The organism is Methylophilus aquaticus (genome assembly GCF_030769565.1).
Taxonomy (GTDB): Bacteria; Pseudomonadota; Gammaproteobacteria; order Burkholderiales; family Methylophilaceae; genus Methylophilus; species Methylophilus aquaticus.
In genome coordinates this window covers 87,490-114,079 of the sequence record NZ_JAVCAP010000031.1, presented here as the reverse complement: position 1 = coordinate 114,079, position 26,590 = coordinate 87,490, and the positions used below count along the sequence as shown (strand labels likewise).

Below are 26,590 nucleotides of genomic sequence, written 5' to 3'. Positions count from 1 at the left end.
AGAAAAATTTTAATGCGAAGTGCATGCGGATGAATCGCTCGCCGGGTGTTTGTGAGATAAGGCTAACCACCACGCATAAAATACGCCCGTTGCGCCTAGCATTAAAAAAGGGGCAAGCATGCCATGGGTGAGAGTAAAGTGCGCGCGATGGTGCTGCAATACATTAAACAATAGTAACAACCGCAACTGATTGATTATAAATAAAAATAGCAAGCCAAATAAAGCGCCCAGCAGCGTCTGCCTCAGGCTTAAGGTGGTACTTATCAGTGCGGCTACCAACATGATCATCATGTCCACACCATCACAGCCATTGGCAATGTTCATGCTGGCATGCGCACCGATAATCGTGCTCCCCACCACGGTCACCTGCTCGACTTGCACCCATGCAATAGTCAATGCCAATCCTTGGGTGATCACATCATTAATCCACCATGCACCCAAGCTTGTATTGGCAACATGTAACCAAATTTGCTGCATGACTATAAAAAGGCAAAAAAACACCAACACGCCCTTCAGCTTGCCAGCGCCTTTCAAGCTTGAGTGTTGCAAACTGCCCATAAAATCAATCAATCGCTTTCAAAAATAGCTTCCATAAACAAATGCTGCATAAAGTCTTTGTGCACATGAAGTTTTAAACGCGCCAAAGTTTAGCATGGGATGATAATGTTATGATGAACGGTAATATTGAGTGGATGGAAATGCCAGTTTCAAATGCGCCCTTTAAATTTTGACAACCGCTTTGTCCGCGAACTGCCGGGCGACCCGATTACCGACAACTACACCCGCCAGGTCTCCGGTTGCCTGTGGTCAGCAGTCCAGCCCACGCCGGTCAAGCATCCGCAGCTGCTAGCCTACAGCCACGAGGTGGCCGACATGCTGGGGCTGTCAGCACAAGACATGCAAACGCCTGACTGGATACAGGTGCTCGGCGGCAATGGCGAAATCACTGGCATGCGGACCTATGCCACCCGCTATGGTGGCCACCAGTTCGGGCATTGGGCCGGACAGCTGGGCGATGGCCGCGCCATTTATCTGGGTGAGTTATTGCATGCGGGCAAGCGCTTTGAACTGCAACTAAAAGGCGCAGGCGAAACGCCCTACTCGCGCTCTGCGGATGGCCGCGCCGTATTGCGTTCCAGTTTGCGCGAGTTTTTATGCTCTGAAGCCATGCATTATCTGGGCGTGCCTACCACCCGCGCCTTGAGTCTGGTCACTACTGGTGACGGCGTCATCCGCGATATGTTTTATGACGGCAACCGGCAAATTGAGCCAGGTGCCATTGTCTGTCGTGTTGCGCCCTCCTTTACCCGTTTTGGCCACTTTGAAATACTGGCCAGCCGTGGCGAACTGGATCTGCTGAAACAATTCATCGCATTCACCATAGACCGCGATTATGGTGAATGGCTGGCAGAGACTGGGTTAGCATTGGATCCACGCAATCTACAAGCCGAGCAGGTCGAAGCCTGGTTTGAAGAAATTTGCAGCCGCACCGCCGCGATGATCGCCCACTGGATGCGCGTTGGCTTTGTGCATGGCGTAATGAATACCGACAATATGTCCATTCTCGGCCTCACCATCGATTATGGCCCTTATGGCTGGGTAGATAATTTTGATGCAGGCTGGACGCCCAATACAACGGATGCCCAAGGCCGCCGCTATTGCTATGGCAGGCAACCTGAGATTGCACGCTGGAATCTGGAGCGACTGGCAGAAGCCCTGGCAACCATATTGCCGGATAGCCAAGGCCTGGCGCAAGGCTTGAGTGCGTTTGACCGCGTGTACATGCGTGAACTGACTGGCTCACTCACCCGTAAATTTGGCCTGGATACATGGCAAGACGCCGATGGCGAACTGATTAACCGCATATTCGAACTGATGACGCGGGCAGAAGTCGATATGACCTTATTCTTCACTTTGCTTGCACAAGTGGAGATCACCCACCCGCAACTGCAAACCTTGCAGGCAGCTTTTTATACCGAGCAAGGCTACCAGCAATATGGCGCTGACTGTCAGGCCTGGCTCCAGGACTATGCGCAGCGGGTGCAATCCTCCCAGCGCGGTTCTGCGCAACGCTTGCAACAGATGGCCGCAGCCAATCCGTTATATGTATTACGCAACTATATGGCGCAAGAAGCCATAGACCTCGCCACCACCGGTGACAACAGCCGCTTGCTGACGTTGCTGCAACTGTTGCGCAATCCCTACATCGAACAGTCTGGGATGGAACAGTTTGCCAACAAGCGTCCAGACTGGGCACGTCAAAAAGCGGGTTGCTCAATGCTGTCGTGTAGTTCATAACGCTTTGCAAAAGCTGGCGTTCCCAACACTTTTAAGTTTCGGCTTTAGGCCAACGATATTCATACCAAAACGCATCCAGATCTTGCACCGTAACTACGCTATCCGGTGCAACAGCGTTCAGGCCTGTTAGACGCGGCGGGGCCAACGCAATACTGTGGTCGATGAAAAATTGGTCGGCTTGCACAAGCTTGTCTAATAACGCAGACGGTATAGCAACACCTTGCATTTTCAGTCCATTGATTAAGCCATGCAAACACTCACGTGCAAACAAATCATGTTTAATCAAATCCTCTTTGGCATGCCCATCTAAACGCTTCACAATTTCAGACCAGCCGTCAATTGCTTGCGCCAAATCGTCTAAGCTCGCATTTTCGTCAAATGGCTCAGGTGCCCATACAATATTCGCCAAGCCATCAACCGCTGCACGTGTGGCTAATCTGTAAGCGTGTTGCAAAACCAAATTTTGGGCATGCATCTCATCCTCATGCGCCACAAACCACTTGCGGGCTTTCACGTCCGGATCTTCTTTGGCGGGTTGACCTTCCAGCCAAATATCCTCGGCAGTACATGGGTGGGTCATCACGCGCCCGTTCAACCATCTGACGGTCACCGACGAAAGTTCGCCTTTAAAATAATTTAAATGCGTCACCGTGCCGCGCAAATCATCAAAGGTACGGACGATGTCCCCTACTTTTAATTCAACATCAAAAGACATCGCATTACACCTCAAACACCTTATCCACCGCTTGCATCAGCCTGTCTGTTTCGCAGAGAGCATGGATAATACGTTGATAATGTTGAATATCTTCACGCGTCAAGGTGCGGTCTTTACGGTCTTTTAGCCATTTTTGGGCGGGTTGGTAGCCGCCTATATAAAAATTCCACGCCAGTGCTGGCACGTGGTCAAAGTATTGGGTTTCGTTGATGTAAACCTTGCTGTCTTCATAACGCAGCTTGCCCACCACGTGGTTGCCTGACACTGGATAAATCATTGTCGAGTTAGCAGCAGTTTCCAACAGATGGGTTTTGCGTAACTCACTACCTAGCGCCACCAGTTGCCAAAATGTTTCGGTATTGTTGGGGTAAGGCACACGCGGAAAGTCAATTTTTAAAAACTCTTTGTAGGTTTCGCGGTAGCGTGGGCTGTGCAACACGGCGTAGATATAATCGAGTAAATCTATCGGTGCAAAGGTCTGTTCGTCATTCCCGTGAAAATGGGAATCCATTTTTTGGTTTTGTTTAAGTTCAACATGGATTCCCGCTTTCGCGGGAATGACGGGGGAAGTTTTTTCGGTGGTAAATGTCAGCCCCAAGCCTTGTGCAATGGTGTTGACAATTTGCATATTGAGGTTGGGGGTGCGGGTGGTTTTGGCGAGCAAGTCGGTGGAGTCAGGATAGGTGTAGAGTGGGAAAGTAGAGCATCTATCTAGCAACGAAATCGTATCCTTGATTACCAAATCTTTCGTTATAAAAAATGTACCTTGCTCCATATTTCTTGATTGGCGCAAACAGACGAAAGCGAAATTTTCACCCGCTAACAAATGTTGCATTACTTTTTGCCTGCCAAAATCAATCAAATTCCCATCGTAATAAATAAACTGATTATCAAAAGGGCGATATGTCACTGTTTTAATTAAGTGATCATCAAACTTCGAGCTTTTCCTAGCAGAACTTAACTGCCAATCACGATTATCTTTCAACGCCACTTCATTCTTGATTGCATCATCACTAACCGATAAATCATAAAAATGCTGGATGCGCTGTGCGAGTTTCTCTTTATGCATGTCAACCACAAAATGATCGCGATGTGTGCTGATGCCACTTGAATTAAGCGGAAATAACTCATTGATTGAAAAGCCTTGTTTATAAGCCTGCTCAACTTCCGCATCCTTTTGTATAAACAAAAATTCTGGAGTTTTGTAGCTAATCTCCTGCCAAGGCAAAGTCTCAAACCCACCTGCATTCAATGCTTCATATTTTGCCTCGCGCTTGCCATACAGGCTGTGGTGAAAGACCTTTGCAAGTGGCTTAGTTTCCGCGTCGTCATTCTCGCGTAGACGGGAATCCATTTTAGGTGTTTGTTCTGGTTCAACTTGGCTTCCGGCTTTCGCAGGAATGACGGCGTTATGTTTAACAAACAGGTTAATGCTTACGCCTTGCATAATATCGAACACGTTTTCATCTTTGCTGCCATCGGGCGCGGTTTCTTTCTTTTTGGCGTTGCCGTGCAAATCTAAAATATAAATTTCGTCAAAACTCTCTAGCAAATGTTTGCGCATTTGACGGTGAATGAGGCCATCAATAAAGCTGTTGTTGCTGATGTAGGCCAGCACACCTTCACCGTTTTTATCAATAAAGTGTTGCCCAAAGCGAATAAATTTAATGTAGTCGTCTGATAGCGGTTGTATATTGCGCTCGTTGAGGTCTTTTTTGTAGTCTTTGAGCAGGTTTTGAATCCAATCACTTTTGTTGCTACTGCTCACCGAATATGGCGGATTGCCGATGACCACCATCACAGGCGCATCGCGCTTGATGTGGTTTGCCTCGTTTGCCTCGCTACTCAGCCAACTGGCAAACAAGGTGCCTGTATCCGGGTGATGTTCTTCCAAGCTATTGGTGAGGTAGATTTGAAAACGCTCATTGTTGTTTTCAGCTTGATAGCCCGTTTGCGTGAGCAGCATATCCAGCTTTAAATGCGCCATGGCATAGCTGGTCATCAGCAATTCAAAGCCATTAAGCCTTGGGATTAAATGCTCTTTCACATAGGCAGGCCACATGCCTTGCATGCTGGCAAAGTTGTTTTGGTAAATGTGCTCGACTGTTTTGGCTAAAAATGTGCCCGTACCAGTGGCAGGGTCTAAAATTTGTACACGGTGAAAGGTTTTTGTTTTTTTGACAGGTTTGCCTTTGCTACCGGGCTCTATGCTTTCAATTTCACGGGTGATTTTGCTGGTATCGGCCAAGCCTTGAGGCAGGTTGAATTTGGTTTTTAGAATGTCATCGACTGCACGGACAATAAAATCGACCACTGGCTCTGGCGTATACCAAACACCACGCGCTTTACGCAGTTTGGGGTCGTACTCAGCCAAAAAGGTTTCGTAAAAGTGCACAATCGGGTCTTGCTGGCGGGTACTTTTGCCAAAGCTCTGCATGATTTTTGCCACGTCAGTGGCTAAAAACACTTGTACCAGTTCTTCTACTATCCATAACAATCGCTCACCAACATTGTCATCCAAGCTGTAAGTAGCCACTGTTTGAAAAAGTTTGCGCAAAAAGGGGTTGCTTTTAGGAATCAGCGTTGCAGCCTCTTCACGCGAGAAAGTAGGCAATGTTGGGTCGTGATAACGTGCGGCAAACAAGCCATAGGCAATGGTTTGCGCGTAAATATCAGCAAATTGGGCGTTATCAATATCGTGAATCAGGATGTTTTTAAACGCCTCACGCTGAGCCTGTAACTCACTGTTTTGCTGCTGCTCATCGTCTTGTTGCAGTGCATCAAAAATCACTTGCGCCATCAGTTTGGCTTTTGCAGCCATCATTGCGGCGAGTTTAGTGGGTGATTTAATGCTTTGGGTCACCACTAAAGCAAAGTTTTGAACCAGCGCCTGAAAACGCTCAAAGTTTTGTGACAAGGCTTGAATAGTGCCGTTGTTGAATTGTGCAATCTTGATGGTCTCTATCAGCTTGCCATCTTTATAAAATTGAAACTGTAAATAATCAGTGATGATCAGGTTGTCTAGTGCAGCTTTGTAACGCTCAAACTGTGCCTGATGTTTTTTGGCGTTGATGTCTTCAACCACATCTTTGGCTTCTATATAACCTATCGGGATATCTTTCCCTTTTCGGCTAATGATGTAATCTGGTGCTCCGCAGCCTATCCTCTTGGGCTCATTGGTGATATCGACATTAGGCAATAAAGCTTGCAGGAGATTTTGCAGATCACCACGATAGCTGTGTTCGGTTGCGTTGCCTGCCTGGTAGCGTTGATTAACAATCTGGATGTAGTCGTTCAAAGTCATTTTTATTTTAAGTAATTACTTTTCTGGTAGACACCATTGGATGCATTTAAAGAGTATTGCCAACAGTAAACAGGTGATCAATATCTCAGCACCTAATCATAAATGCTATTACGTGCGCGTTGCAAAATATTGTGATGCCAGGGCTTGTGGTTCATAATCACCCCCTATGAAAACTGCTGAACAATTGATGACTGACGCCGCACTACGCCCGACCAAGGCACGTATTGCGGTATTGAACACCTTGATAAACTCCCCCACGGCCTTGAGTCATACCGAGATTTTGTCGGCGTTACAAGGCATCAAGGAAATTGATCGGGTCACGGTGTATCGTGTATTGGACTGGCTACAGGAAAATGCACTCATTCATAAAATCTCAAGCGATGACCGTGCCTGGAAGTTCCAGTTAAACAGCCCGAAACGCAGTTTCAAGACGCCTGCTAGTGCAACTTCCGGCATGATCAACAACCACGGTCACGCCCATCTGCATTGTCAGTCTTGCGGCACAGTGTTATGCATACACGAACTGGCCGCACATATTCCGCAAGCCATTTTTGATACCTATCAGGTTTCACAGATTGAAATCAGTTTGAAAGGACGCTGTCCGGATTGTCAGTCTACGGAGAGTGCAAAGTAACAGTGCGCATGCGCAGCCTATTACTCAATCCGTATCCCTCGATTGTCACAGGCTTTGCCCTCACACCGCCGTCGTTTGCACTCTTTATGTCATCACTATTCTGTCACATCGTGCATCCGTTTTAACCGTGGTAAATCCTAATCTCAGTAAACATCCTCAGCAATAGATACTGTACGCATGTCAGGTTAATGGTTACGCAAGCGCTGGACTAAAACGCTTACAGCCGACCATAGACTTAGCACCTCAGGCGCGATCATTGGCATCCAATACCAAGAGGATATTCCCGCATGCGCGTATCTGCATGCTGATCACATCAGCCAGCCGTGCATTTAGACACCAATGTATATTTTTTGCAACAAAGTTGCAATTAATGCACTTGCACTATAAAATGCAACATTAATGCATTGCAACAAAGTTGCTTAAAAATGGTGTTTTTCTCTCTCGTCCTTGCGTGTCTCATTGGTGGTGTGTGCTCTGTCCTCCTGGCCGGATTGTTATCCATGACCGTTCTGGCCAATCACGCACATCGCATGGTGGCATTTGCCGTGGGGGTGTTGCTCGGCTTTGCTTTCACTGATTTGCTACCTGAAGCCTTGAATTTAGGCATAGACACAGCTGATGCTGGCTGGACCTTGATTGGTGGCATGCTGCTGTTTTTTGTGCTGGAAAAACTGGCGATCTGGCGCCATTCGCATCAGTTCACGCAGCACCCCCAAGCTTACCGTGCGGAAGTCACCATCATTCTGGTGGGGGATGGCGTGCATAATTTTGTGGACGGTATTTTGTTGGCCGCCACTTTTATGACCGATATCACGCTCGGCTGGGTCACTGCCATGGCCATTACCGCACACGAAATCCCGCAAGAAATCTCGGATTTTATGGTGTTGATGCATGCTGGCTTGTCCAGAACCCGCGCACTGTTACTCAATATGCTCTCCGGCTCGGCCATGTTGGCAGGCGGTCTGGTCGGCTGGATCGGCTTTAGCCATATCAATCACCTGATTCCACATGCCCTGCTGGTCGCAGCTGCGAGCTTTATTTACATTGCGCTGGCCGATCTGGTACCCAGTTTGCACCGTCACTTTCAACCCAAAGATCTGATTCTACAAAGCGGTTTGCTGATCACCGGGCTGGCGGTGGCCTGGACATCGCCCATGATGCAACAATTTTTGATTCACTACTGGAAGGCCTTGGTATGAGCACAGCTTCAAAAACACCGGTAACTATCCTGACCGGTTTTCTCGGTGCAGGTAAAACCACCCTGCTCAACCGTATCCTGCAAGAGCAACATGGACAGCGGATTGCGGTGATTGAAAACGAGTTTGGCGAAACCGGCATCGACGGCGATTTGCTGATTCAGGGCGATGAGCAGATTGTGGAAATGAACAATGGCTGCATCTGCTGTACTGTGCGCGGCGATCTGGTGCGCATATTGGGCGAGCTTGCGCAAAAGCAGGCGGCAGGCCAACTGCGCTTTGACCGCGTGATTATTGAAACCACCGGGCTCGCAGATCCAGCCCCGGTCGCGCAAACGTTTTTTGTCGAGGATGCCATTTATGCCGACTATACGCTGGATGCCATCATTACAGTGGTGGATGCCGTGCATGCCATGCAGCAACTGGATGCGCACCACGAAGCACAAGAGCAGATTGGCTTTGCAGACCGTATTCTGTTATCCAAAACCGATCTGGTTGCTGCGGAACAAGTAGCGCAACTACAACATAGACTTATGCAGATCAATCCGCGTGCCAGCATTCAGCCGGCCCACTTTGGCCAGACTGATTTAAAACAGATTCTGGATATCGATGGCTTTTCACTGGATGCCATTCTCGCCATCGAGCCTGACTTTTTGCAAGATGTGGCGCACAGCCATGATGACGAGATACGTGCCTTTGTATTTAACACTGAACGCCCGTTTGATTTGGCCAAACTGGAAGTCTTTCTGGAAGCCATGATAGAAATCTATGGGACGCAACTGTTACGTTACAAAGGCATTGTTAACGCCTTCAATGATCCGCAACGCATTGTGTTTCAAGGTGTACATATGTTGATGAGCGGCGACCACACCACTGCGTGGCAAGCACACGAACAACGACACTCCACCCTGGTATTTATCGGTAAGGATTTACCACAAGCCCGTTTTGAAGAAGGACTCCAATTATGTCTGGTATAAACACTGCAATTGTGTCTGGCACAAGCAATGCAATTGTCAAAAAACTCCCTGTCACCGTGCTCTCCGGTTTTTTAGGGGCAGGCAAAACCACCCTGCTCAACCATATCCTCAACAACCGCGAAGGTAAGCGCGTAGCAGTCATCGTCAATGATATGTCGGAAGTGAATATCGATGCGCAACTGGTGCGTGAAGGCGGTGCCGAGCTTTCGCGCCAGGAAGAAAAACTGGTCGAAATGAGCAATGGCTGCATCTGCTGCACCTTACGTGAAGACCTGCTGGTCGAAATCACCCGGCTGGCCAAAGAAGGCCGCTTTGATTACCTGCTGATTGAAACCACCGGCATCTCCGAACCCTTGCCCATCGCCGAAACCTTTACCTTTGCCGATGAAGACGGCACCTCACTCGGGGATGTGGCACAACTGGATACCATGGTCACCGTGGTTGATGGCTATAACTTTCTCAAAGACTACAGCTCGCAGGACATGCTGGGAGACCGCGGCGAATCGCTGGGCGAAGAAGATGAACGTACGGTGGTGGATTTACTGGTCGACCAGATCGAGTTTTGCGACGTGCTGGTGCTCAATAAAACCGACCTGATGACGCCGTCCGAGATAGGCCAGCTGGAAGGCATTCTGAAAACACTGAATCCGCGTGCGCATTTACTGCACAGCAGCTTTGGCAAAGTCCCGCTCAACCGCATCATGAATACTGGCCTGTTTGACTTTGACCAGGCTGCAGAAGCGCCAGGCTGGTTGCAGGAACTGCGCGGCGAGCACGTGCCGGAAACCGAGGAATATGGTATTTCCAGCTTTGTCTACCGCGCGCGCAAGCCGTTTCACCCGCAACGCCTGTGGCAGTGGTTTAACACCGAATGGCCAGGCGTCGTGCGCTCCAAAGGCCGCTACTGGATCGCCTCGCGCCCGGACTTCTGCGCGACCTGGTCACAGGCCGGCGCCGTCACCCGTACCGAACTGGCAGGCATGTGGTGGGTGGCCACCCCGAGTGAATACTGGCCAGAAGATGCAGACAGTTTTCAGCATATCAAATCGCGCTGGCAAGAGCCTTATGGCGACCGCCAGCAGGAACTGGTGATCATAGGCATGCAGATGGACAAAGCCGCACTCACCGCACAGTTTGATGCCTGTCTGATGACCGAGGCCGAAATGGCGCTCGGCATGGAAGCCTGGCGGACCCTGCCTGACCCTTTCCCGCAGTGGTCAGTCAACCTGCCAGCAGAAGAGGATAGTGTTGAGGAGGTGCTCTAACATGCTCGCCGTCAGAGATGTCGCGCCACCCACGCCGCCGCATGGACTCACTGCGCATCCCCATTTTAATCCACTGGCATTACTGCCGATTTTTGAGGAGGCGCAGCAAGTCTGTATGGTGCCGCGCACACCCGACCCCGCCATTCATCACTATCTGGCACAAAGTGCCCATAAGATGGTGCCGGGCTACCGTATGGTGCTCAACACAAGGCAGGCGATCCAGCCGCAATTGGCCAGTCAATTGGCACTGGTTGTCGGGCACGGCAAAGAGGCTTTGCTCGCGGATATGGCACACATAGCCACCGTTTACGCCGATTTGCTGGATTGCCCACATATCGGCCTGCGGCTGGAAGTACTGTCACAGGCCATGTGCCCCAAGTTTCATATTGACCGTACAGGCATCCGTCTACTGTGCACCTATCTTGGACCTGGCACCGAATGGCTGGACGAAGCGTATTGCAACAGAAACGCCTTTGCAACACCGAACAGCACACTGGAAGCATTTCATCAGGCCCTGATTGTGCACCCGCAGGGGATCTGTCAAGCATCCGAGCAAGCGCTGGTATTGCTTAAAGGCAGCCTATGGCAAGGCAACCAGCATGCAGGCGCGGTGCATCGCTCGCCGCAGATTGAAACAGGGAGCACACGCGTGGTGCTGGCGCTGGACGCAATATGGTAAGCCTGCCCGTTCAAGCGCCTGCATACATGCATATGCACATCAATGAGACACCAGATCACACAATCGATACACAGCGTCCATGCAGTGTTTTTTTTTAATAATGCCCCGCATTTTTCATCAAAAACGCTTGGCGGCCAATTTATAATGATTCTTATTTAAATAGTAAAAGCTAAAAAGAATCCTGGTGGCACAATGCTGGCGCTGCAAGCGAGACATCACAACAGTAATTCATTTTGAAACATCACTTACAGGGAAGAAACATCATGCGTCAAAAAACAATCGCCAGCTTGCTGGCCCTTTTGTTGCTACCTGCCGTGCCTGCCATGGCTGAAGAAGCAACAGCGACAGACGATAAAAACGCGCGTAGCAAGGCAAAACAAAACACAGAGGATACCGTGAGCGTAGAGCTTGACAGTGTGGTAGTGCTTGGCAAACAAGAGCAAGTGACCGCCACAGACAAAGGCCTGGCAGGTTCTGTCGATGTGATCACGCGTGAAGAACTCGAATACGAGCATGTGACAGACACGCTGGAACTGTTTAGCAAAACGCCCGGTGTGGTGCTGTCTAGATTCAGTCAGGGCATCGTCAATACAGAAATTTCTATTCGCGGCTTTAGCGGTGATGGCGAAACACCCAACGCCAAACTGCTGGTGGATGGCATTCCTTCAAACCTGTTTTCCGGTTTAAGTGAGCTGGATTATCTGTTCCCAACCAATATTCAGAGCGTACAGGTATTTAAAGGCACCAGTGATGCCAGCACTGGCCTGTTTGCAACAGCAGGTAACTATAAAGTTGAAACCCGCAAAGATGTGGGCAAACAGTTGCAATTTGGCTATGGCAGCTTTCAAACCCGCGAAATGCAAGGTTATTACGGCGAAAAACAAGACAACCTCACCCAAAACTATGCCATCGGCTACCGCAAAGGCAACGGCTTCCGCGATCACACCGAGAATGAAAAGATTGCCTTGTCCGGCCGCTGGCAACTCGACTTTGAGCAGTCCACACTCGCCTTAAGTGCCAAATACGGCAAATATAATTCGCCTGAAGCGCCGGGGTATATGAGCAAAGCGCAGGCACGTGCAGACCGTAGAGGCGTGGCACCGAATGCACTCAACGATAGCGGCGAAAAAGAATTCAAGCACTTAAGCCTTCACTATGATTACTTTTTTAACAATGACGTGGATTTAAGCCTGAAGACTTATTGGCAGAATTTTGACCGTGAACGGAATGTACGTTTTGTAGGTTCGCCCGCTGTCGAAAACAGGTTTGATGATCAAACGTCTACGGGCTTCATCGCTAAACTTAACTGGAAAATCAATCCTCATTGGGCGTTCGAGTCAGGTTACGACATTGAGCATCAGGAGGTGAGCGAATTTCGTCAACGTTTAACCACAATCCGCCGCAATGCCAAGTATGACTTTACTGCACAAGGCATTTATGCAAAATTTGAGAATACCCCTTTAGACTGGCTACGCTGGAATATGGCTTATCGCGTTGATCGACTATCCAGTGATCCTAAAAACAGCTTTGTAAACAATGGCACAACACTGGTGACCACTCTGTTGAATGACCAGACCATTGTGCAACCTAAATTTAACATTTTTGCAAATTTGAACGATCAACAAACGTTGTTTGCAAATGCTGGTCGCAGCTTTCAAACCCCTACTGGCACCGATTTAAATACACGCGGTGGAACAATTCCGGTGGATGTAGCCATTAACGACGGCTGGGAGCTTGGAATCAAGAGCGGATGGAACAATGATTTCAATACCCGCGTTTCATACTGGCAACAAAAAGCAGAAAACGAATTTATCAATATTGATGGTACTCGCCGCTTATTGGGCGCGACACGGAGACAGGGTCTTGATGCAAGCTTCGATTACAAATTAAATGACCAATTAAGCTTCTGGGGCAATGTCTCGAAAGTTTATGCCAAAATTGAGGAGCCTAACGCGCAGAATCCGAGCTTTAAAGGGAATACCATTCGCGGCATTCCAGACCACACGGCTTCGCTCGGCTTACAATTTGTACCCAATGCTGACTGGATTGCCAGACTGCATATTGACAGACAAGGTGCTTACTACGTCAACGAAAGTAATCAAGGCGGCAAATATGGGGCCTATACCCTCACCAACGCCAACATTGACTACAAAACAAGTTGGGGCAGAGTCAGTCTGTTAGCCAATAATATTTTTGATAAATATTACGAGTATGTGTATGACTTCTCAAGTACCGGCGCTTTGAATCAGCTCAACTTCGCTCCCGGCGCAGGCCGTAACTTTATGCTCACCGCCACTGTGGATTTCAAATGACCGCATTATTATCCATTGCGCAACTCAGTCTGCGCTTTGCCGGGCGCGATATTTTGCAACAGCTTGCGCTCACGCTGCACGCCGGTGAAGTGGTTTCGGTATTGGGCAGCAACGGTGCAGGCAAATCCACACTGCTCAAGAGCATTCTTGGCCTGCATGATGCCGGTGTGGATCAAAGCGGCCAGATTCTGATTGCCGGGCTTGATATTCAACAGGCGCGGCCACAGGCGTTGGCACAACTGGCCTATGTGCCAGAGCAGCCTGCGGTCTACGGCCATTTGTCTGCCATCGAAAATATTGGCTATTTTTTGCGCCTGGCGGCGGTCACACCCACCATGGAGATTTCAGCCTATTTGGACATGGTGGGATTGCCAGCGCACGCCTGGCAACGCCCATGCAGTGAATATTCAAAAGGCATGAAACAAAAGGTCATGCTGGCACTGGCGCTGGCAAAGCAGGCAAAACTATTGCTGCTGGATGAGCCCAATTCAGGCCTGGACCCGCAAGCCACCGAAGAGCTTAACCAGCTGATTTTACAATGCAAAAAAAAGGGCATGGGCGTGCTGGTAGTAACCCATGATGTGCTGTCTGCCATGGCATTTTCTGACCGCTTGCTGATGTTGGCCAACGGCCAATTACAGCCAGTGTTGCTGGATCAGTCCACGCTAACGCTGGATAGCCTCAAACAATTGTATCAAGGACAGGCATGAACGCTTCCCCTGTATGGACCATCGCCTGCAATGAATGGCGACGCTGGTGGCACGCCCGCGTGCCTGCCTTGCTGCTCGTGGTTTTGCTGGGTTTGTGGGGGCTGGCTGCATTGGCGGCGCACCACCATTGGCAAGACCATGCCCGCACAGTGGCAGACGTCACGCTACGCAGCCAGCATGACTGGCAATCACAGCCAGACCGGCATCCGCACCGGGTATCCCATTTTGGTGATTTTGTCGCGAAACCCTTACACCCGCTGACAGTCATTGAGCCTGGCATTCTCGACCAGTCCGGGCATCTGGTCTATCTGGAAGCCCATCGTTTAAACAGTGCCAATTTCAACCCGGCCACTGAGGCCACCAGTCTGGGACGGTTTCCGCTGATGACCCCCGGCATGATCGTGCAGTGGTGGATGCCACTGTTTTTAATCATGATCGCATACGCCACCGTCACTGCAGAAAAACTGGCAGGCACACTGGCTTATATGCGTGGCAACGGCACTGCGGCGTGGCAGATCGCTACAGGCAAATGGCTGGCACTGTTTCTGCCTTTTCTGCTGTTGTTATGCCTGCAGGGGCTACTGGTTGGCTTGTGGAGCTGGCACAGTGATCAGGCCGGACTCAGGCTTGGCCTGATGCTGCTGGCACAGGTGCTGTATATGGCAGGCTGGTGCGGGCTGGTGGTTGCCGTGTCGTGGTGGAGCCGACAACTGCATGCGGCCTTGTTAACCTTGCTGTTGTGCTGGGTATGCGTGTGTATTATTTTTCCGCGCGGCTTGGCCAATCTGGCGCAGGTGCTGCATCCGACGCAGCCTCGTACCGAGGCCGAATACCATGCTGAAATCAAACTCAAAACCCTGGGCGATAGCCATCACCCGAATGACCCGCACTTTGCTGGATTCAAGGCCCAAACCCTCAAACTGTATGGCGTCTCGCGTACAGAAGACCTGCCAGTCAATTACAACGGCCTGCTGATGCAGGAAGGCGAGCGCCTGACCACTGCGGTCTATCGCGAACAGCAAGCCCTGCATGATGCGCAACTGGCCAAACAAAACGCGCAGATTAGGCACTGGTTATGGTTAAGCCCGGCACTGGCCATGCAATATGTGCAGATGGCGAGCAGCGGCAATGACCTCGCACATCATCAAGCTTTTATCAGACAAGCCGAAGTGCGGCGTTATCAGCTGATTCAATATTTAAACCAGATTCATACGTTTAAAGTCAATCAGGCAGAGGATAAAGATACCCGCGTGGATGCCGCGTTTTGGCAAAACGCCCCGCGTCCGACGGTCAGCCTGGCCGGGATTGACGTCAGCCGCACCACCCTGCTGGCCTCGCTACTGGTGTTGCTGGGCTGGATTGTCTTGCCTTGCGCACTGCTTTACAAAGTGAGCAAACGGACATGAAACACGAACTGATTCTTCTCCTCAAACAACGCAGCATGGTACTGCTGGTGCTACTCAGCCTGATACTTACCAGCCTCAGCCTGCAAAATGGCTGGCAAAATATCAGCCATATCCGCACACAAATCCTGCACGCACAGCAGGAGGAAAGCCTGCGCAAGCAAGACTATCTGCACAGCCATCAACACGATGGCACACTGGATGCGGGCGAGATAGGTTATTACCTGTTTCATAATGTCTACCATGCCCCCACAGAGTGGAGTTTTATTGCGCTGGGCAATCGTCTGGTCACGCCTTATGTGCAACGGATCCGTCTGCTGGGTTTGCAGGGGCAGCTGTATGACGGCGAGTCGCATCATCCGGAGTATGTGATGCTGGGCAGCTTTGATTATGCCTTCTGGCTGGTGTTTTTTTCGCCGCTGCTATGCATCGCTTTGCTGCATGACCTCAGGGCCAGTGAACAGCAAGCCCAGCGCCTGTTATTTTTAAATAGCCTGGTCGCCAAGCCTGCACACTTTTGGTTTAAACGGGCGCTGGCGCGCTGGCTGTTGATTGTGACGACATTGACCTTGCCAGTGATTGCCTTCGCGACCCTGCATGCGCTGTCGACTGGCCCACTGTTGCTGGTGCTCGTCGTCACCCTGCTTTACACCCTGTTCTGGACAATGGTGAGTGCAGCCATCAGTTTGCATACACGGGCAGTCAATGCCAGCTTTAACGCCATGTTACTGACAAGCTTATGGCTCTGCATGACGGTGATATTGCCTAATCTGGCGCAACTGTGGTGTCACGCCCGTGCGCCGGTGCAAGACGGTAGCCAGATTGCCCTGCAACACCGGCAACTGGTGCATGGCGCATGGGATTTACCTAAAACCGACACGCTCACACCTTTTTATGCCTTGTATCCGCAATGGCGCGATACCTCACCCGTCATTGGCCGCTTTCACTGGAAATGGTATTTCGCCTTTCAACACATGGCAGATGTCAGGCTAGCGCCGCAAGTGGCAGCGCGCGAGCAGGCCCTGATGCAGCGCGATCAAGCCACACAACAACTGGGGTGGGGCCTGCCGGGGGTATGGGCACAGCGACAACTGGAGCAGCTTGCACAAAGTAATGTGGCGCACTTGCTTGCGCATCGGCAGCAGATTGAACAGTTTCATACGCAACTGCGCCACTTTGTGTACCCTTTTCTGTTTGAAGAACAACCGTTCACTGCGGAAGACTTCCAGCAACTGCCAACCTTTAAATCAACAGGCGCTGATTGAACGCTGGCAGTTATTGCAAGACGCCGATGTCTATGGTCGATTCGCCCTCACGGATGGGCGGTGTTTCTTTTTGCATGAGCACCGTCCCGGCCACCGGCGCATACAACGTTTCCAGAGGCTGGCCAAAGTAATTGGCTACCCGCCCCACGGCTTGCCCTGATACCACGGCATCGCCTACCTTGACCAGCGGATAAAAAATGCCGGTCACCGGGCTGTGCACTTCCACCAGTTTGCGGTAGAGCACCGGCTGTGATTTTGGCTGGGCGGTCGACGCAACCATGGCACTGCCGTTTACCGCTGACGGATCGAGCATATTCAAATGACGCATGGCGTTCAGGCATGCCTGCACAATCAGGGCACTATCCTCTGCCGAGCGCTGCCCCAACTGCCCGACTTCCAGTGTCAACCCCGGCTTGCCTCTGGTTTGCGCGGTATTCGGATAGGAAATTGAATGCGCAGGGTCATGGGGCCGCTCGTCGTACAGCACAATCTGCGGGATGCCCAGTGATTTGGCAAATGCCAATGTTTTCTCATCCAGCGGCGCCTGATGCATGACCGGGGAATACACGTGCGGCAACAACGTCTGGTTGGCACTGCCGGAGTGAATATCCAGCAGATAATCAGTCTGGCTAATAATATTCTCAGTCATAAAGTAGGCAATCTGTTCAGTCAGGGTGCCCTCTGCCCGGCCTGGAAACACACGGTTGAGGTTTTTCTCATCCACCGGGCTGAGTGCGATTCTGCGCCCGTGAAAGCCCTCCAGATTGGCAAGGTGTACCACTATCAATGTGCCATGCAGTTGGTCAGGCCGTATGTTTTGAGCAAGCTGCTGCAAGGCAAAAATCGCTGGGAACTCATCGCCATGAATCCCCGCAGTCAGTGTCAATACCGGGCCGGAAAATTGACCGTGGATAACCGTGATCGGTAATGCCGTTTTTCCTACAGGCTGCATCCATGCGTGCACACTTCCCGGTAACACATGCTGCGCTATTCCAACAAATGGCGCCTGTGCGAATGCAGCTGACAGATGAAGCCCCATCATCATGGTGAACAAGTAACGCATCATCGCCCCAAAAATAAATTGCAACATTGTTGCGCAAAAAGGCGCTGTTGTAAATGGAGCATATGCATGTCCGCGCACAGCAAAGCCATCGTTAAATCTACGTAAAATCATGAGTGCATTTTACGCAAAGGCCTCAGGGTGAAATTGAAACACCCGCGTATAGTGAGAGTCATACAAGCACATCAAACACGATGTACTTCCAAACAACCCAAAGGAGATCATTATGTGGACTAAACCAGCTGCTACCGAAATGCGTTTTGGCTTTGAAGTGACTATGTACGTCATGAACAAATAATCAGACCTTGTATTGATTACAAGCTGAAGCAAAAACCCGCCAATGGCGGGTTTTTTGTTTTTCTAATGCCCTCCGGGGAACCTACCATGGATACACCGAGACCAACAGTTTGTTGGTGATCGCCTGCGACACCAGTACAATATCACTTTTGTTTCACCGTTAATTTCAGACTGGAGTTCCGCATGCGTCTTTTCACCCTTCTGGCACTATTGTTGATCGTCACGGCAAGTCCGCAACTGATGGCGAGAAATATTATGACTGAGCAGAACGAAGCCGCCGCCGCACGTGATGCCAATCGCGACGCCAGACTCAAGCTGGAGGAAGTGCAAAAGCGCATCAGCAATCAGCAACAGGTGGTGCAGCGCGAGCAAGACCGCTTAAAAGAAATGCAAAATGAAGAAGCGCAAGTGCGTAAAGAGATTGATCGTACACAAGCCATCTACGATCAAAAAGCCAAAGAGCTCGACAAAGCCTGGCAACAACGCAAAGAATACTAGTTTCATCCACAAGCCAGCGCGCTAATTTCCGGCGGCCACATCTCACACATTGTTAACGATTGGCTCAAGTTTAATTGACTTGGGTCAATACCGGCTTTTTTTCAGCCCCTAAAATAGCTCCATGTTCGATGCACTTAATGGAGTGAAATAAAATGAAAAAAACCGCCCTCAGCTTAATCCTGGCTTCTTTGCTACCTGCCTTTTCTGCGCATGCAGAACAAGGGGACTGGGTAGTACGTTTGCGCGCCACCAACATCAGCCCAAATGAAAATAGTGATCTGGGCAAATATGTGAATAAAAACGTAGCGAATGTCATGACACCCAGTTCAGAACTGAAAGTTGACAGCAACACCATTCCAGAACTGGACATCAGTTACTACTGGACAAAAAACATCGCCACAGAATTGATTCTGGCGCTCGGCACCAAGCACGATGTCAAAATCAGCGGTGACAGCGGCGGTGCCGTGAACAATCAAAAACTCGGTGAAGTTGACCTGCTACCACCTACATTGACCGTCCAATGGCACTTTAACCCAGACCAAACATTTGATCCTTATGTTGGCGCCGGGATTAATGCAACATTTATGCTTGATAGATACTTAAGAGGCTCTGCTGGCGCGATTGATGGTCAAAAAATCAGAATCGACCGCGACAGCTTTGGCCCTGCCCTGCAAGCCGGGATGGATGTTAATTTGAAAGATGGTTGGCAGCTCAACGCCGATGTGAAATATCTATGGCTGAACACGGATGTTGAATTAAAAAGCGCAGCGCTGACCGGCAACCGCTGGACCAAAATTGACGAGCTAGACATCAATCCATGGGTCATCAGTGTTGGCTTTGGCAAACGCTTTTAATACACCGTTTACACACCCTCTTCCCTGGGGCCCCTAACAAGGTTCCATTCACCTCTGACACTCTCCCAAGTGCCAGAGGTTTTTTTATGTCTACCGCCCGCGACAGACTATTCCTGATCTGAGATCAGCAACTGGTTGTGGTCTGTTTTCAGATAAAACGTCCCTTTGGCATCAATTTGCAATGCACGGATGCGAAAGCCTTGCAGCAACGGTTCGGCATACACCAGATTAGTGCCCTCTTTGCGCACCCGGTACAGCGTGGTGTTACCCATTCCGGCCACAAACAAATCATTATCCCAAAAGTCATTGCGCCCGGTGGAAGGGTACTTTGCCAGCGGGCCAATGCCAATCGAAGGCACAAAGGTCATCAGCGGCTTTTCGTGACCATCATGGTTATTAAATTTATTGCCATAATAGCCACTCATGCCATCCCGCTCATAAATCGTACCGTAACTCACAATCGGCCAGCCGTAGTTTTTGCCGCGCTTAATCAGGTTAATTTCATCCCCGCCACGCGGCCCATGGTCTGTCAGCCATAACTCGCTGGTCTCTTTATCAAAATACAACCCGCCCGAAGGTGACCGAAAGCCAGTGGCATACACCTCTGCATTCAACTGTTGCAGGTTAATGCGGATCACCTTGCCCAGCGAAGTGGTTTTATCCTGCACGCGATCAGGCTTGGAAAAGTCGCCAATGCTCAAATAAAGGGTGCGTTCATTTTCACCCAGCGCAAGCTTGCCACCAACCTGATGCCCCAAAATAGGCTCTTTGATCGCTGGACGGCTCAAATAGATTTCACGGCTGAAACTCACCTCGCTATTTTCCACATCCACATCAAACTCGCTCACCGCCAATCGCACCCCATTATTAGTATCATCCCAAGTGGTGTAAGCCACATACAGCGTGTTGCCGATCAGCAGTGAATCTTTTACCCCCGACAGTTCACGACAGTAAACCACCTGCTTGCTGCTGCTTTCATCGGCCGAACTCTCGTTGCCAGGAATAAACTTGGCCAGCGGCTTGCCGGGTTTAACCAACTCCAGTTTTTCATTCAGCCTGGCAAAGTAAACCTCCCCGCACTTGCTGATAAACAAAAAACCGTTTTTATCCAACCGCTCAAACGGTCCTGTCGGGTATTGATCCTCAAACGGCAGTTGGTATACCTTGAGCGCCTGCGTGCCAAACACCGAAGTAATCCGCGGCGGCTCCGGCTCCTTGCCCTGCGCTTCTTTACCGGCTTCAGCCGCTGCACCAGAAAGCAACAACCTGGGCACCGTCTCATCTGCGTTGTCTTGGGCAATAGCCTGCCCGTGCAAAGCCCCGAGCAACAAGCCAGCCCCCACAAAAAACTGCAAGCCCTTATAAAAAATACTAAAACAATCGTCACTGATATTCATCAACATTTGAATAAGGCTCTTTTCATTCCACACATGTATGAACAACACACCCATAAAAGGTTTACGCTCATAACATTTACCACAATGCAATAATCCGCATATTACGTGGAATCGGGCCGCACAGGCAAGGCCTAGCGCGTGCTGCGCGAATAAGCCAAGACAGCCAGCAACACCACAATCATGACTGCCCACGCACCCAGCGTGAGTTTGATAAATGCAGAAAAAGTGTCCTGCTGACAAATAGACTCAAACCAGGAAAGAGAAGAATCACACCCAAAAGCAACCACCGCAAAGGCAAAGCCAGGCCCGAGATGGAGAATGCTTAAAGCATAGATCAGTGCGCGGAACATAATTGTGTGCCTTTAAGAATTGGGGCGATAAGGAGTTGATGTTTAATTTAAATGCTAATACGGCAAATTTACTTGCTGCATCAAGGCTTAAGAATTTTTAGTAAATTACTGACATATGATCGTTGATTGCTCAAGTGATTTCATATCCCATATGCAAAGAGACGCAACCAATAAAATTAATGGCTTAACGAACATTTTTGGTAAACCCTAACGTAGAGGTGACCGGCGCTGCGCGGCCTCATCGCGCAGCGTCCAGTGACCAAAGGGAACGGGGTCGACCGCCATGTTATGCATTAATTCTTAACCGACTGGTTGCAATATGGATGCGTCAGGTGACAGTTGTTTGAATGTCCAAGACCGCCTTCACGCGCACGCACAACATGATCATAAGAAACAGATTTCTCAGTATCCAAGTACCCGTTGCAAAGCGGACATTTTATTGATGAACTTAGTGCGGCATTGATAAATGCGCCGCTCTTTACATCGTCAGAAAACTCCTTTGAAACATCGCTACCACTCCCAACAACAACTTTTCCGTCTAATCCCGACATTTTCACCAAATCCATTTCCGACGGAAGGTCGTTTGTGGTGAGGTGATTTATCAACTCGTCAAGAAAGTCTGCGTATTTATCAACTCTCTTTGGGCTCACATGTTTTTGCAGAATTGTCGCGATTAGGTCCTTGTGATTGACCAAAATATCTTCCAGTTTGGAGCGTACTGCTGTGAATTTTTGAAAGAAGGTTTTATCATTATTTGATAGTTTTCTACCGACGAGCGTCATCGTTCCCATAAACATGGGGCCAGAATGCCGGCCCGTTGGGCCATAAAAATAGACGGCTGGATGTAGGCCCAAGCTACCACTGTCGTTTCCTGTTACCCGTTTAGCCAGCGCGAGAGCTTTGGTGAGAATCGCGATTGTCTCTGTACCATCAAAATCATCAGCGGTGTCGTAGATTCCTTTTGGTAACCCTTCCTGGTTTCTTGTGGCAATTAACGCTAGGTCAATCAAAGCTTGGAGAGCCGTCCTGACTCCCTTCGGGCCACCAAGAGGCAGGTCCAGTGTTTTAATCGGTCTCTTGATCTCGGGGTCAAACAGAACAGAGTGAAGTCCGCTCGCAAGCGACTCAATTTTTGAGGCGGAATCTTTATCAAAGGAAGACCAGTATCGATGTCCCTTTCCCGCTCTGATAATTGCTCGTGCAGCAATAGATATTGGTTTCTTTCTGCTCTTCAGCAAAAGCTCTTCGATGTCGTCAAGCGGTGTTCCTTTTGTGTTGATTTTGAAGAAAGAACTTTCCGCTTTATCGGCATCACCTTTTACCCATTGAATAGGAAGACCACGAGTAATTAGCGCATTTAGCTTTTTACGTTCAGATGAATCCAAATTCTGATCCTCTGCTTTGGCGAGATAGTGTTGCCAACTCCCGATCCGCTTACTAACTAGGGTGCGAACCTTTTCGGCATTCTTCTTTTGCTCATCAGAAATTTGATAGCCGAAAAATGGTTGTGAAGTCGGGCCATCACCATAGTCATCGTCAATCCATGCCTTAAGGGCACTGAGACGATGGCCGCCATCAATGACAAAAAGATAGGTAGGTGACTGCCATAAAATCACCGAAGGAATTAAATCGCCATTTACGAAACACTCAAGCAGCGAAACGACTTGATCAGGGCCCCAGTGATTTGTTTCTCTCTGGAAGTCGGGCTTTCTCAAGCTTGGTCCGATCAATCCGCCTTTCGTAAAATCGCGGAGTGAAATTGTGGACACGTTCTCAAATGACGAGGGCTCTGCGTCCGAAGCCGCGAAATCCTCCCTCTTGATCATGGCGTCTAGGTTTACAAGATTGGATCGCAAGGCCATTGACTAATTTCCTTTGGAATTTACGAATGCATAACGTTAATTAGACCCAAAAAAGAACCTAATTTTTTTATTTAGGCCGGGGGCTATAAATGGCGGTTTCAAGGTTGAAGTGCAAAAGCAGCAGCATGATGCTGCCTAAAATCAAATGCGTCTGGCGTGAACAACTCAGCAGGGCATTTGAAGCCTAACGATTTGCGGGGTCTTGTATTGAGTTTCCACGCTATCGCATCTAACTCGTCTTGGCTGAAGACGCTTAAATCTTCGCCCTTGGGCAAGTATTGGCGCAACAAACCATTCGTGTTTTCGTTAATCCCGCGTTGCCAAGGACTATGCGGGTCAGCAAAGTAAACGGAGATGCCAGTGCTCTCGGTTAACTCTACATGCTTAGCCATCTCGCGCCCTTGATCATACGTCATCGATAATCGCTTCTGTGCCTCAATGCGATTTAACACATGGCTGAAACCACTTACCGCAGATTCAGCCGTTGCATTTTCCATCTTGGCTAACACCGTAAACAGCGTTGTTCTTTCCACAATCGTGCCTATCGCACTGCGGTTGCCTTTCCCTTTAATCAAGTCACCCTCCCAGTGTCCAGGGACTAATCGTTCATCCACTTCTGGCGGCCTGTCATGAATGCTGACCATATCAGGGATTTTGCCACGCCTATCCTCGCCACGCGCTCTTGGACGGCGTTTCGTATGCCCAAAACGCAACCAGCCTATCACTTCAGTGCGCAACTCTCCACGCGGCATTAAATAAATGGCGCTGTATATGGTCTCATGCGAAACCTGCAACTGTGGATGGTCTGCGTTCACGGTTTTAAGTGTGCCAGCAATTTGCTCGGGTGAGTAGCCTTGCTTTAAATAGCCCATCACAACTTGCCACAGTCGATTCCCAATCTGTAGCCGCCTTTCTATCCTTGGCTTGGTTGATAAGCTATCCGCTCTGTCTTGAGCGACTACTGCTCTGTACTTACCTGCGATAGCTGGACGCCCTCGACCACGCCTGTGTTGAGGCTTCTCCCATCCGTTGCGTCCAAGTTCACGCAAAATTGTCGAAACAGACCTGCCTAACCCAGCCGCAATCAAACTAGGCTTTAACCCTGAGGTTAACTGCACCTGAATAAAACTTCGTTATTCTATACTTAAATGCTTGTATTTCCCCATGCAACATTCTCCTTCAAAAAATGTTGCACTTCAATTTTGAGCGCGCCCACCTTAAACAAGCCATACACAGAGCGTAACAATTTTTAATATGAAAAATACAGTAATCGGCTGGATATTCGCAACTGATTTTTAATGCGATTTTAAGAATGCTGTTTTACAGCATCTGGCACCACAGTTTATCGTGGTGCATGAGGTCCATCCATAACGCTATTACGCTCAAAGCAATGAGTATCAGGCCACTCAGTCGCATGCCATTGGCTTCACTAAGCCACTTGGGCAGGGTTTGCTGGCTGCTTTTCCAGATAAGTGGTGCGGTGGCGAGGATGGTGGCGGAGCCGAGCGAGAAGGCGGCCATGACCAGTGCGCCCTGCAGCCAGTGCGATTGCAGTGAGGCTAGCATCACTGCTGAATATAGCAGGCCACAAGGCAGCAAGGCCCATAAGGTGCCAGTGAAAAAATAGCCGAGTCTGGCGTGTTGTGTGCGTTGTTTAATCCAGCCCCAGACTTGTTGGGCGCCCTGCACGGCCCAGTTGGGTTGCTGGCCGGTGATGAGCAGTAAAAGGCCCCAGGCAAAAATCAGGGTGTGCGAGAAGGTCCATAGGGGTTGAAATACGCCGCTCTGGTTTGAAAGCCAGGCCAGGCCACGGAGTGAGGATGCGGCAAGTGCGCCGAGCGCGGCGTAGCCGATGAGTCTGCCGAGATAAAAACTCCAGGGGATGCTTTGCATGACGCGGATGGGAATACTGCGGGCATTGCTGGGTGCTTGCATGGCGCCGCAGGCTGCGCCACACATGGCAATGCAGTGCGGTCCGCCTGCCAGACCCATGATAAAGGCGGTGGCGAGTAAACTGGCTAACATGCCGTGAGTTTAAAGGATTTTGGAAAACCTTGCACGGTTGGCGTCGAGTTGCAGGTAACGGTCAAATACCATGGCAATCGCGCGTACAAAAAACCAGCCCATATCCGTCACTTTGATGCCGTCGTGTTCCAGATAAACCAGGCCCTGTTTCTGTTTTTCTTCAATCTGTTGCAGCTCAGTCTTAAAGTACTCTTTAAAGTTTATCATGTAGGAAAGCTCAATCGATTCGTAGCTTAATTCGCCGTGGCACATGATGGCCATAATCACGGCACGACGGATCAGGTCATCCCGGTTGAGTGCAAGGCCACGGACGATGGGCAGTTGGCCCTGATCGAGGTAGTCGTAATATTCTTCGATTGTTTTGGCATTCTGGCTGTAAGTGGAGCCCATTTTGCCAATGGCTGAAACGCCCAGTGCCAGAATGTCCTGATCTGCCATGGTGCTGTAGCCTTGAAAGTTGCGGTGTAACCTGCCCTGCTGCTTGGCGATAGCCAAGGCATCTTCAGGCAGCGCAAAATGGTCCATGCCGATATAGACGTAACCGGCACTGATCAGTTGCTGGATGGCTTCGGACAGCATTTGAATTTTGTCTACCGCATTGGGCAGATCCTCATGCAGAATGCGGCGTTGCGGTTTAAATCTCGAAGGCAGGTGGGCATAGCCGTACAAGGCAATACGATCCGGACGCAAGGTGATGATTTGCGAAATAGTTTGCCGGAAGGTGACTGGCGTTTGTTTGGGCAATCCGTAGATCAGGTCAGCATTCATCGACTGAAAACCCATATTACGCGCATCCTGCATCAGGCTGGCGACCTGTTTGTAAGACTGCACCCGATGCACGGCTTGCTGTACATCGGCGTCAAAGTCCTGCACACCAAAACTGAGTCGGTTAAACCCCAAGTCACGCAGATGCTGTAAGCGTTGGGTATCGACCGTGCGCGGATCAATCTCGATGGAGTATTCACCAGCGGCTTCAAATACAAACACCTGTTTCAACATCTGCATCAAGGCAGATAATTCATCGTCATTCAAGAAGGTTGGCGTACCACCGCCCAAATGACATTGATTGACCGTTTGCGGATGATCAAATCTGGACAAGTGCAGATCAATCTCGCGTTTCAGATAGTTCAGATATTGAGCACCTTGCTCGTGGCGCTTAGTGACAATCTTGTTGCAGGCACAATAAAAACACAATGACTCGCAAAATGGCACATGCACATACACCGAAAGTGGCTGCGTCCAGGCACTGATATTGCGCTGTTCCAAAGCCTTGACATAAGCAGATGCATCAAAGGCCTCTACAAAACGGTCTGCGGTTGGATAGGAGGTATAGCGCGGCCCTGATACATCGTATCGCTCAATATGTGCCTGGGTAATCATCAACGGTTGCTTCATGGGTCGCGTAACACTCTCTTTGCTTAATTGCAGGGCACCAGAATGTTTGCATCATCTGCGGGCCCCATCATCACCGACACTTTGCCACAGCTGA

23 protein-coding genes are annotated in these 26,590 nt (G+C 49.8%); 13 read left to right on the top strand and 10 right to left on the bottom strand.

Translation table 11 applies throughout. From position 1 onward, the window contains the following. Window positions 1–9 precede the first annotated feature (9 nt). Window positions 10–477 (bottom strand): hypothetical protein, encoded by a 468-nt coding sequence (locus Q9291_RS12705; RefSeq protein WP_306390458.1) that lies wholly within the window; start codon window positions 475–477, stop codon window positions 10–12. A gap of 234 nt (window positions 478–711) precedes the next feature. On the opposite strand from Q9291_RS12705, the gene Q9291_RS12700 reads away from it, so the two are divergent. Then, window positions 712–2,298 (top strand): protein adenylyltransferase SelO, encoded by a 1,587-nt coding sequence (locus tag Q9291_RS12700; RefSeq protein ID WP_306390457.1) that lies wholly within the window; start codon window positions 712–714, stop codon window positions 2,296–2,298. Window positions 2,299–2,329: 31 nt separating this feature from the next. Here Q9291_RS12700 and Q9291_RS12695 read toward each other — a convergent pair whose 3' ends face one another. Together Q9291_RS12695 and Q9291_RS12690 are read right to left on the bottom strand one after the other, a co-directional pair. Continuing rightward, the gene (locus Q9291_RS12695; RefSeq protein ID WP_306390456.1) at window positions 2,330–3,013 is read right to left on the bottom strand and encodes a hypothetical protein; all 684 of its coding nucleotides are present in this window, start codon (window positions 3,011–3,013) and stop codon (window positions 2,330–2,332) included. A 4-nt stretch (window positions 3,014–3,017) separates the two neighbouring features. Then, a complete protein-coding gene (locus Q9291_RS12690) occupies window positions 3,018–6,317 on the bottom strand; it encodes a type ISP restriction/modification enzyme (protein WP_306390455.1) in 3,300 nt (1,099 codons plus the stop codon). Between the two features lie 166 nt (window positions 6,318–6,483). Here Q9291_RS12690 and Q9291_RS12685 point away from each other — a divergent pair, with 166 nt between their 5' ends. The 9 genes from Q9291_RS12685 (at window position 6,484) to Q9291_RS12645 (ending at window position 16,758) form a co-directional block, all read left to right on the top strand. Then, window positions 6,484–6,951, top strand: coding sequence for a Fur family transcriptional regulator (locus Q9291_RS12685; RefSeq protein WP_306390453.1), 468 nt, complete (start codon window positions 6,484–6,486; stop codon window positions 6,949–6,951). 500 nt (window positions 6,952–7,451) lie between these two features. Beyond that, complete coding sequence (locus Q9291_RS12680; protein WP_306390452.1) at window positions 7,452–8,150, top strand: ZIP family metal transporter; 699 nt, start codon at window positions 7,452–7,454, stop codon at window positions 8,148–8,150. Beyond that, window positions 8,147–9,124 (top strand): CobW family GTP-binding protein, encoded by a 978-nt coding sequence (locus Q9291_RS12675; RefSeq protein ID WP_306390451.1) that lies wholly within the window; start codon window positions 8,147–8,149, stop codon window positions 9,122–9,124. The genes Q9291_RS12680 and Q9291_RS12675 overlap by 4 nt, the downstream gene beginning before the upstream one ends. Then, window positions 9,112–10,389, top strand: coding sequence for a zinc metallochaperone GTPase ZigA (zigA, locus tag Q9291_RS12670; RefSeq protein WP_306390450.1), 1,278 nt, complete (start codon window positions 9,112–9,114; stop codon window positions 10,387–10,389). Before Q9291_RS12675 ends, zigA begins: the two co-directional genes overlap by 13 nt. Window position 10,390: 1 nt before the next feature. Further along, window positions 10,391–11,068, top strand: a complete 678-nt coding sequence (locus tag Q9291_RS12665) for a DUF1826 domain-containing protein (protein ID WP_306390449.1) — start codon at window positions 10,391–10,393, stop codon at window positions 11,066–11,068. Window positions 11,069–11,331: 263 nt separating this feature from the next. Next, a complete protein-coding gene (locus Q9291_RS12660; RefSeq protein WP_306390447.1) occupies window positions 11,332–13,380 on the top strand; it encodes a TonB-dependent receptor in 2,049 nt (682 codons plus the stop codon). Continuing rightward, the gene (locus tag Q9291_RS12655; RefSeq protein ID WP_306390446.1) at window positions 13,377–14,090 is read left to right on the top strand and encodes an ATP-binding cassette domain-containing protein; all 714 of its coding nucleotides are present in this window, start codon (window positions 13,377–13,379) and stop codon (window positions 14,088–14,090) included. Before Q9291_RS12660 ends, Q9291_RS12655 begins: the two co-directional genes overlap by 4 nt. After that, complete coding sequence (locus Q9291_RS12650) at window positions 14,087–15,496, top strand: DUF3526 domain-containing protein (RefSeq protein ID WP_306390445.1); 1,410 nt, start codon at window positions 14,087–14,089, stop codon at window positions 15,494–15,496. Before Q9291_RS12655 ends, Q9291_RS12650 begins: the two co-directional genes overlap by 4 nt. Further along, complete coding sequence (locus Q9291_RS12645) at window positions 15,493–16,758, top strand: DUF3526 domain-containing protein (protein ID WP_306390443.1); 1,266 nt, start codon at window positions 15,493–15,495, stop codon at window positions 16,756–16,758. Before Q9291_RS12650 ends, Q9291_RS12645 begins: the two co-directional genes overlap by 4 nt. A gap of 10 nt (window positions 16,759–16,768) precedes the next feature. On the opposite strand, the gene Q9291_RS12640 is transcribed toward Q9291_RS12645, so the two are convergent. Continuing rightward, window positions 16,769–17,848, bottom strand: coding sequence for a M14 family metallopeptidase (locus tag Q9291_RS12640; protein WP_306390442.1), 1,080 nt, complete (start codon window positions 17,846–17,848; stop codon window positions 16,769–16,771). A gap of 196 nt (window positions 17,849–18,044) precedes the next feature. Here Q9291_RS12640 and pqqA point away from each other — a divergent pair, with 196 nt between their 5' ends. The 3 genes from pqqA (at window position 18,045) to Q9291_RS12625 (ending at window position 19,467) form a co-directional block, all read left to right on the top strand. Then, window positions 18,045–18,116, top strand: a complete 72-nt coding sequence (pqqA, locus tag Q9291_RS12635) for a pyrroloquinoline quinone precursor peptide PqqA (RefSeq protein ID WP_081624291.1) — start codon at window positions 18,045–18,047, stop codon at window positions 18,114–18,116. Window positions 18,117–18,298: 182 nt separating this feature from the next. After that, window positions 18,299–18,613, top strand: coding sequence for a hypothetical protein (locus Q9291_RS12630; RefSeq protein WP_306390441.1), 315 nt, complete (start codon window positions 18,299–18,301; stop codon window positions 18,611–18,613). Window positions 18,614–18,765: 152 nt separating this feature from the next. Further along, the gene (locus Q9291_RS12625) at window positions 18,766–19,467 is read left to right on the top strand and encodes an OmpW/AlkL family protein (protein WP_306390440.1); all 702 of its coding nucleotides are present in this window, start codon (window positions 18,766–18,768) and stop codon (window positions 19,465–19,467) included. A gap of 107 nt (window positions 19,468–19,574) precedes the next feature. On the opposite strand, the gene Q9291_RS12620 is transcribed toward Q9291_RS12625, so the two are convergent. The 6 genes from Q9291_RS12620 to hemN all read right to left on the bottom strand — a co-directional run bounded on the left by Q9291_RS12620 (window position 19,575) and on the right by hemN (window position 26,496). Further along, entirely contained in the window at window positions 19,575–20,870 is a 1,296-nt protein-coding gene (locus Q9291_RS12620) for a PQQ-dependent sugar dehydrogenase (protein ID WP_306390439.1), read from the bottom strand. 125 nt (window positions 20,871–20,995) lie between these two features. After that, on the bottom strand, window positions 20,996–21,214 hold the full coding sequence (locus tag Q9291_RS12615; RefSeq protein WP_306390438.1) for a hypothetical protein: 219 nt from the start codon (window positions 21,212–21,214) through the stop codon (window positions 20,996–20,998). A gap of 293 nt (window positions 21,215–21,507) precedes the next feature. Then, window positions 21,508–23,076 carry a DUF262 domain-containing protein gene (locus Q9291_RS12610; protein WP_306390437.1) on the bottom strand — a complete coding sequence of 523 codons (1,569 nt, stop codon included), beginning with the start codon at window positions 23,074–23,076 and terminating at the stop codon, window positions 21,508–21,510. Window positions 23,077–23,174: 98 nt separating this feature from the next. Next, window positions 23,175–24,200, bottom strand: coding sequence for an IS30 family transposase (locus Q9291_RS12605; RefSeq protein ID WP_306390478.1), 1,026 nt, complete (start codon window positions 24,198–24,200; stop codon window positions 23,175–23,177). Window positions 24,201–24,396: 196 nt separating this feature from the next. Then, complete coding sequence (locus Q9291_RS12600; RefSeq protein WP_306390436.1) at window positions 24,397–25,101, bottom strand: sulfite exporter TauE/SafE family protein; 705 nt, start codon at window positions 25,099–25,101, stop codon at window positions 24,397–24,399. Between the two features lie 9 nt (window positions 25,102–25,110). Further along, window positions 25,111–26,496 carry an oxygen-independent coproporphyrinogen III oxidase gene (hemN, locus tag Q9291_RS12595; RefSeq protein WP_306390435.1) on the bottom strand — a complete coding sequence of 462 codons (1,386 nt, stop codon included), beginning with the start codon at window positions 26,494–26,496 and terminating at the stop codon, window positions 25,111–25,113. Window positions 26,497–26,590: the final 94 nt, after the last annotated feature.

Bases quoted from the DNA above. Each gene is read 5' to 3' on its own strand.
- Q9291_RS12645 (WP_306390443.1), top strand. From the start codon at position 15,493: ATGAAACACGAACTGATTCTTCTCCTCAAACAACGCAGCATGGTACTG.
- Q9291_RS12620 (WP_306390439.1), bottom strand. From the start codon at position 20,870: ATGTTGATGAATATCAGTGACGATTGTTTTAGTATTTTTTATAAGGGC.
- Q9291_RS12675 (WP_306390451.1), top strand. From the start codon at position 8,147: ATGAGCACAGCTTCAAAAACACCGGTAACTATCCTGACCGGTTTTCTC.
- Q9291_RS12660 (WP_306390447.1), top strand. From the start codon at position 11,332: ATGCGTCAAAAAACAATCGCCAGCTTGCTGGCCCTTTTGTTGCTACCT.
- zigA (WP_306390450.1), top strand. From the start codon at position 9,112: ATGTCTGGTATAAACACTGCAATTGTGTCTGGCACAAGCAATGCAATT.
- Q9291_RS12615 (WP_306390438.1), bottom strand. From the start codon at position 21,214: ATGTTCCGCGCACTGATCTATGCTTTAAGCATTCTCCATCTCGGGCCT.
- Q9291_RS12630 (WP_306390441.1), top strand. From the start codon at position 18,299: ATGCGTCTTTTCACCCTTCTGGCACTATTGTTGATCGTCACGGCAAGT.
- Q9291_RS12695 (WP_306390456.1), bottom strand. From the start codon at position 3,013: ATGTCTTTTGATGTTGAATTAAAAGTAGGGGACATCGTCCGTACCTTT.
- Q9291_RS12600 (WP_306390436.1), bottom strand. From the start codon at position 25,101: ATGTTAGCCAGTTTACTCGCCACCGCCTTTATCATGGGTCTGGCAGGC.
- Q9291_RS12610 (WP_306390437.1), bottom strand. From the start codon at position 23,076: ATGGCCTTGCGATCCAATCTTGTAAACCTAGACGCCATGATCAAGAGG.
- hemN (WP_306390435.1), bottom strand. From the start codon at position 26,496: ATGAAGCAACCGTTGATGATTACCCAGGCACATATTGAGCGATACGAT.
- Q9291_RS12690 (WP_306390455.1), bottom strand. From the start codon at position 6,317: ATGACTTTGAACGACTACATCCAGATTGTTAATCAACGCTACCAGGCA.
- Q9291_RS12640 (WP_306390442.1), bottom strand. From the start codon at position 17,848: ATGTTGCAATTTATTTTTGGGGCGATGATGCGTTACTTGTTCACCATG.
- Q9291_RS12665 (WP_306390449.1), top strand. From the start codon at position 10,391: ATGCTCGCCGTCAGAGATGTCGCGCCACCCACGCCGCCGCATGGACTC.
- Q9291_RS12705 (WP_306390458.1), bottom strand. From the start codon at position 477: ATGCAGCAAATTTGGTTACATGTTGCCAATACAAGCTTGGGTGCATGG.
- Q9291_RS12650 (WP_306390445.1), top strand. From the start codon at position 14,087: ATGAACGCTTCCCCTGTATGGACCATCGCCTGCAATGAATGGCGACGC.
- Q9291_RS12680 (WP_306390452.1), top strand. From the start codon at position 7,452: ATGACCGTTCTGGCCAATCACGCACATCGCATGGTGGCATTTGCCGTG.
- Q9291_RS12685 (WP_306390453.1), top strand. From the start codon at position 6,484: ATGAAAACTGCTGAACAATTGATGACTGACGCCGCACTACGCCCGACC.
- Q9291_RS12625 (WP_306390440.1), top strand. From the start codon at position 18,766: ATGAAAAAAACCGCCCTCAGCTTAATCCTGGCTTCTTTGCTACCTGCC.
- Q9291_RS12655 (WP_306390446.1), top strand. From the start codon at position 13,377: ATGACCGCATTATTATCCATTGCGCAACTCAGTCTGCGCTTTGCCGGG.
- Q9291_RS12700 (WP_306390457.1), top strand. From the start codon at position 712: ATGCGCCCTTTAAATTTTGACAACCGCTTTGTCCGCGAACTGCCGGGC.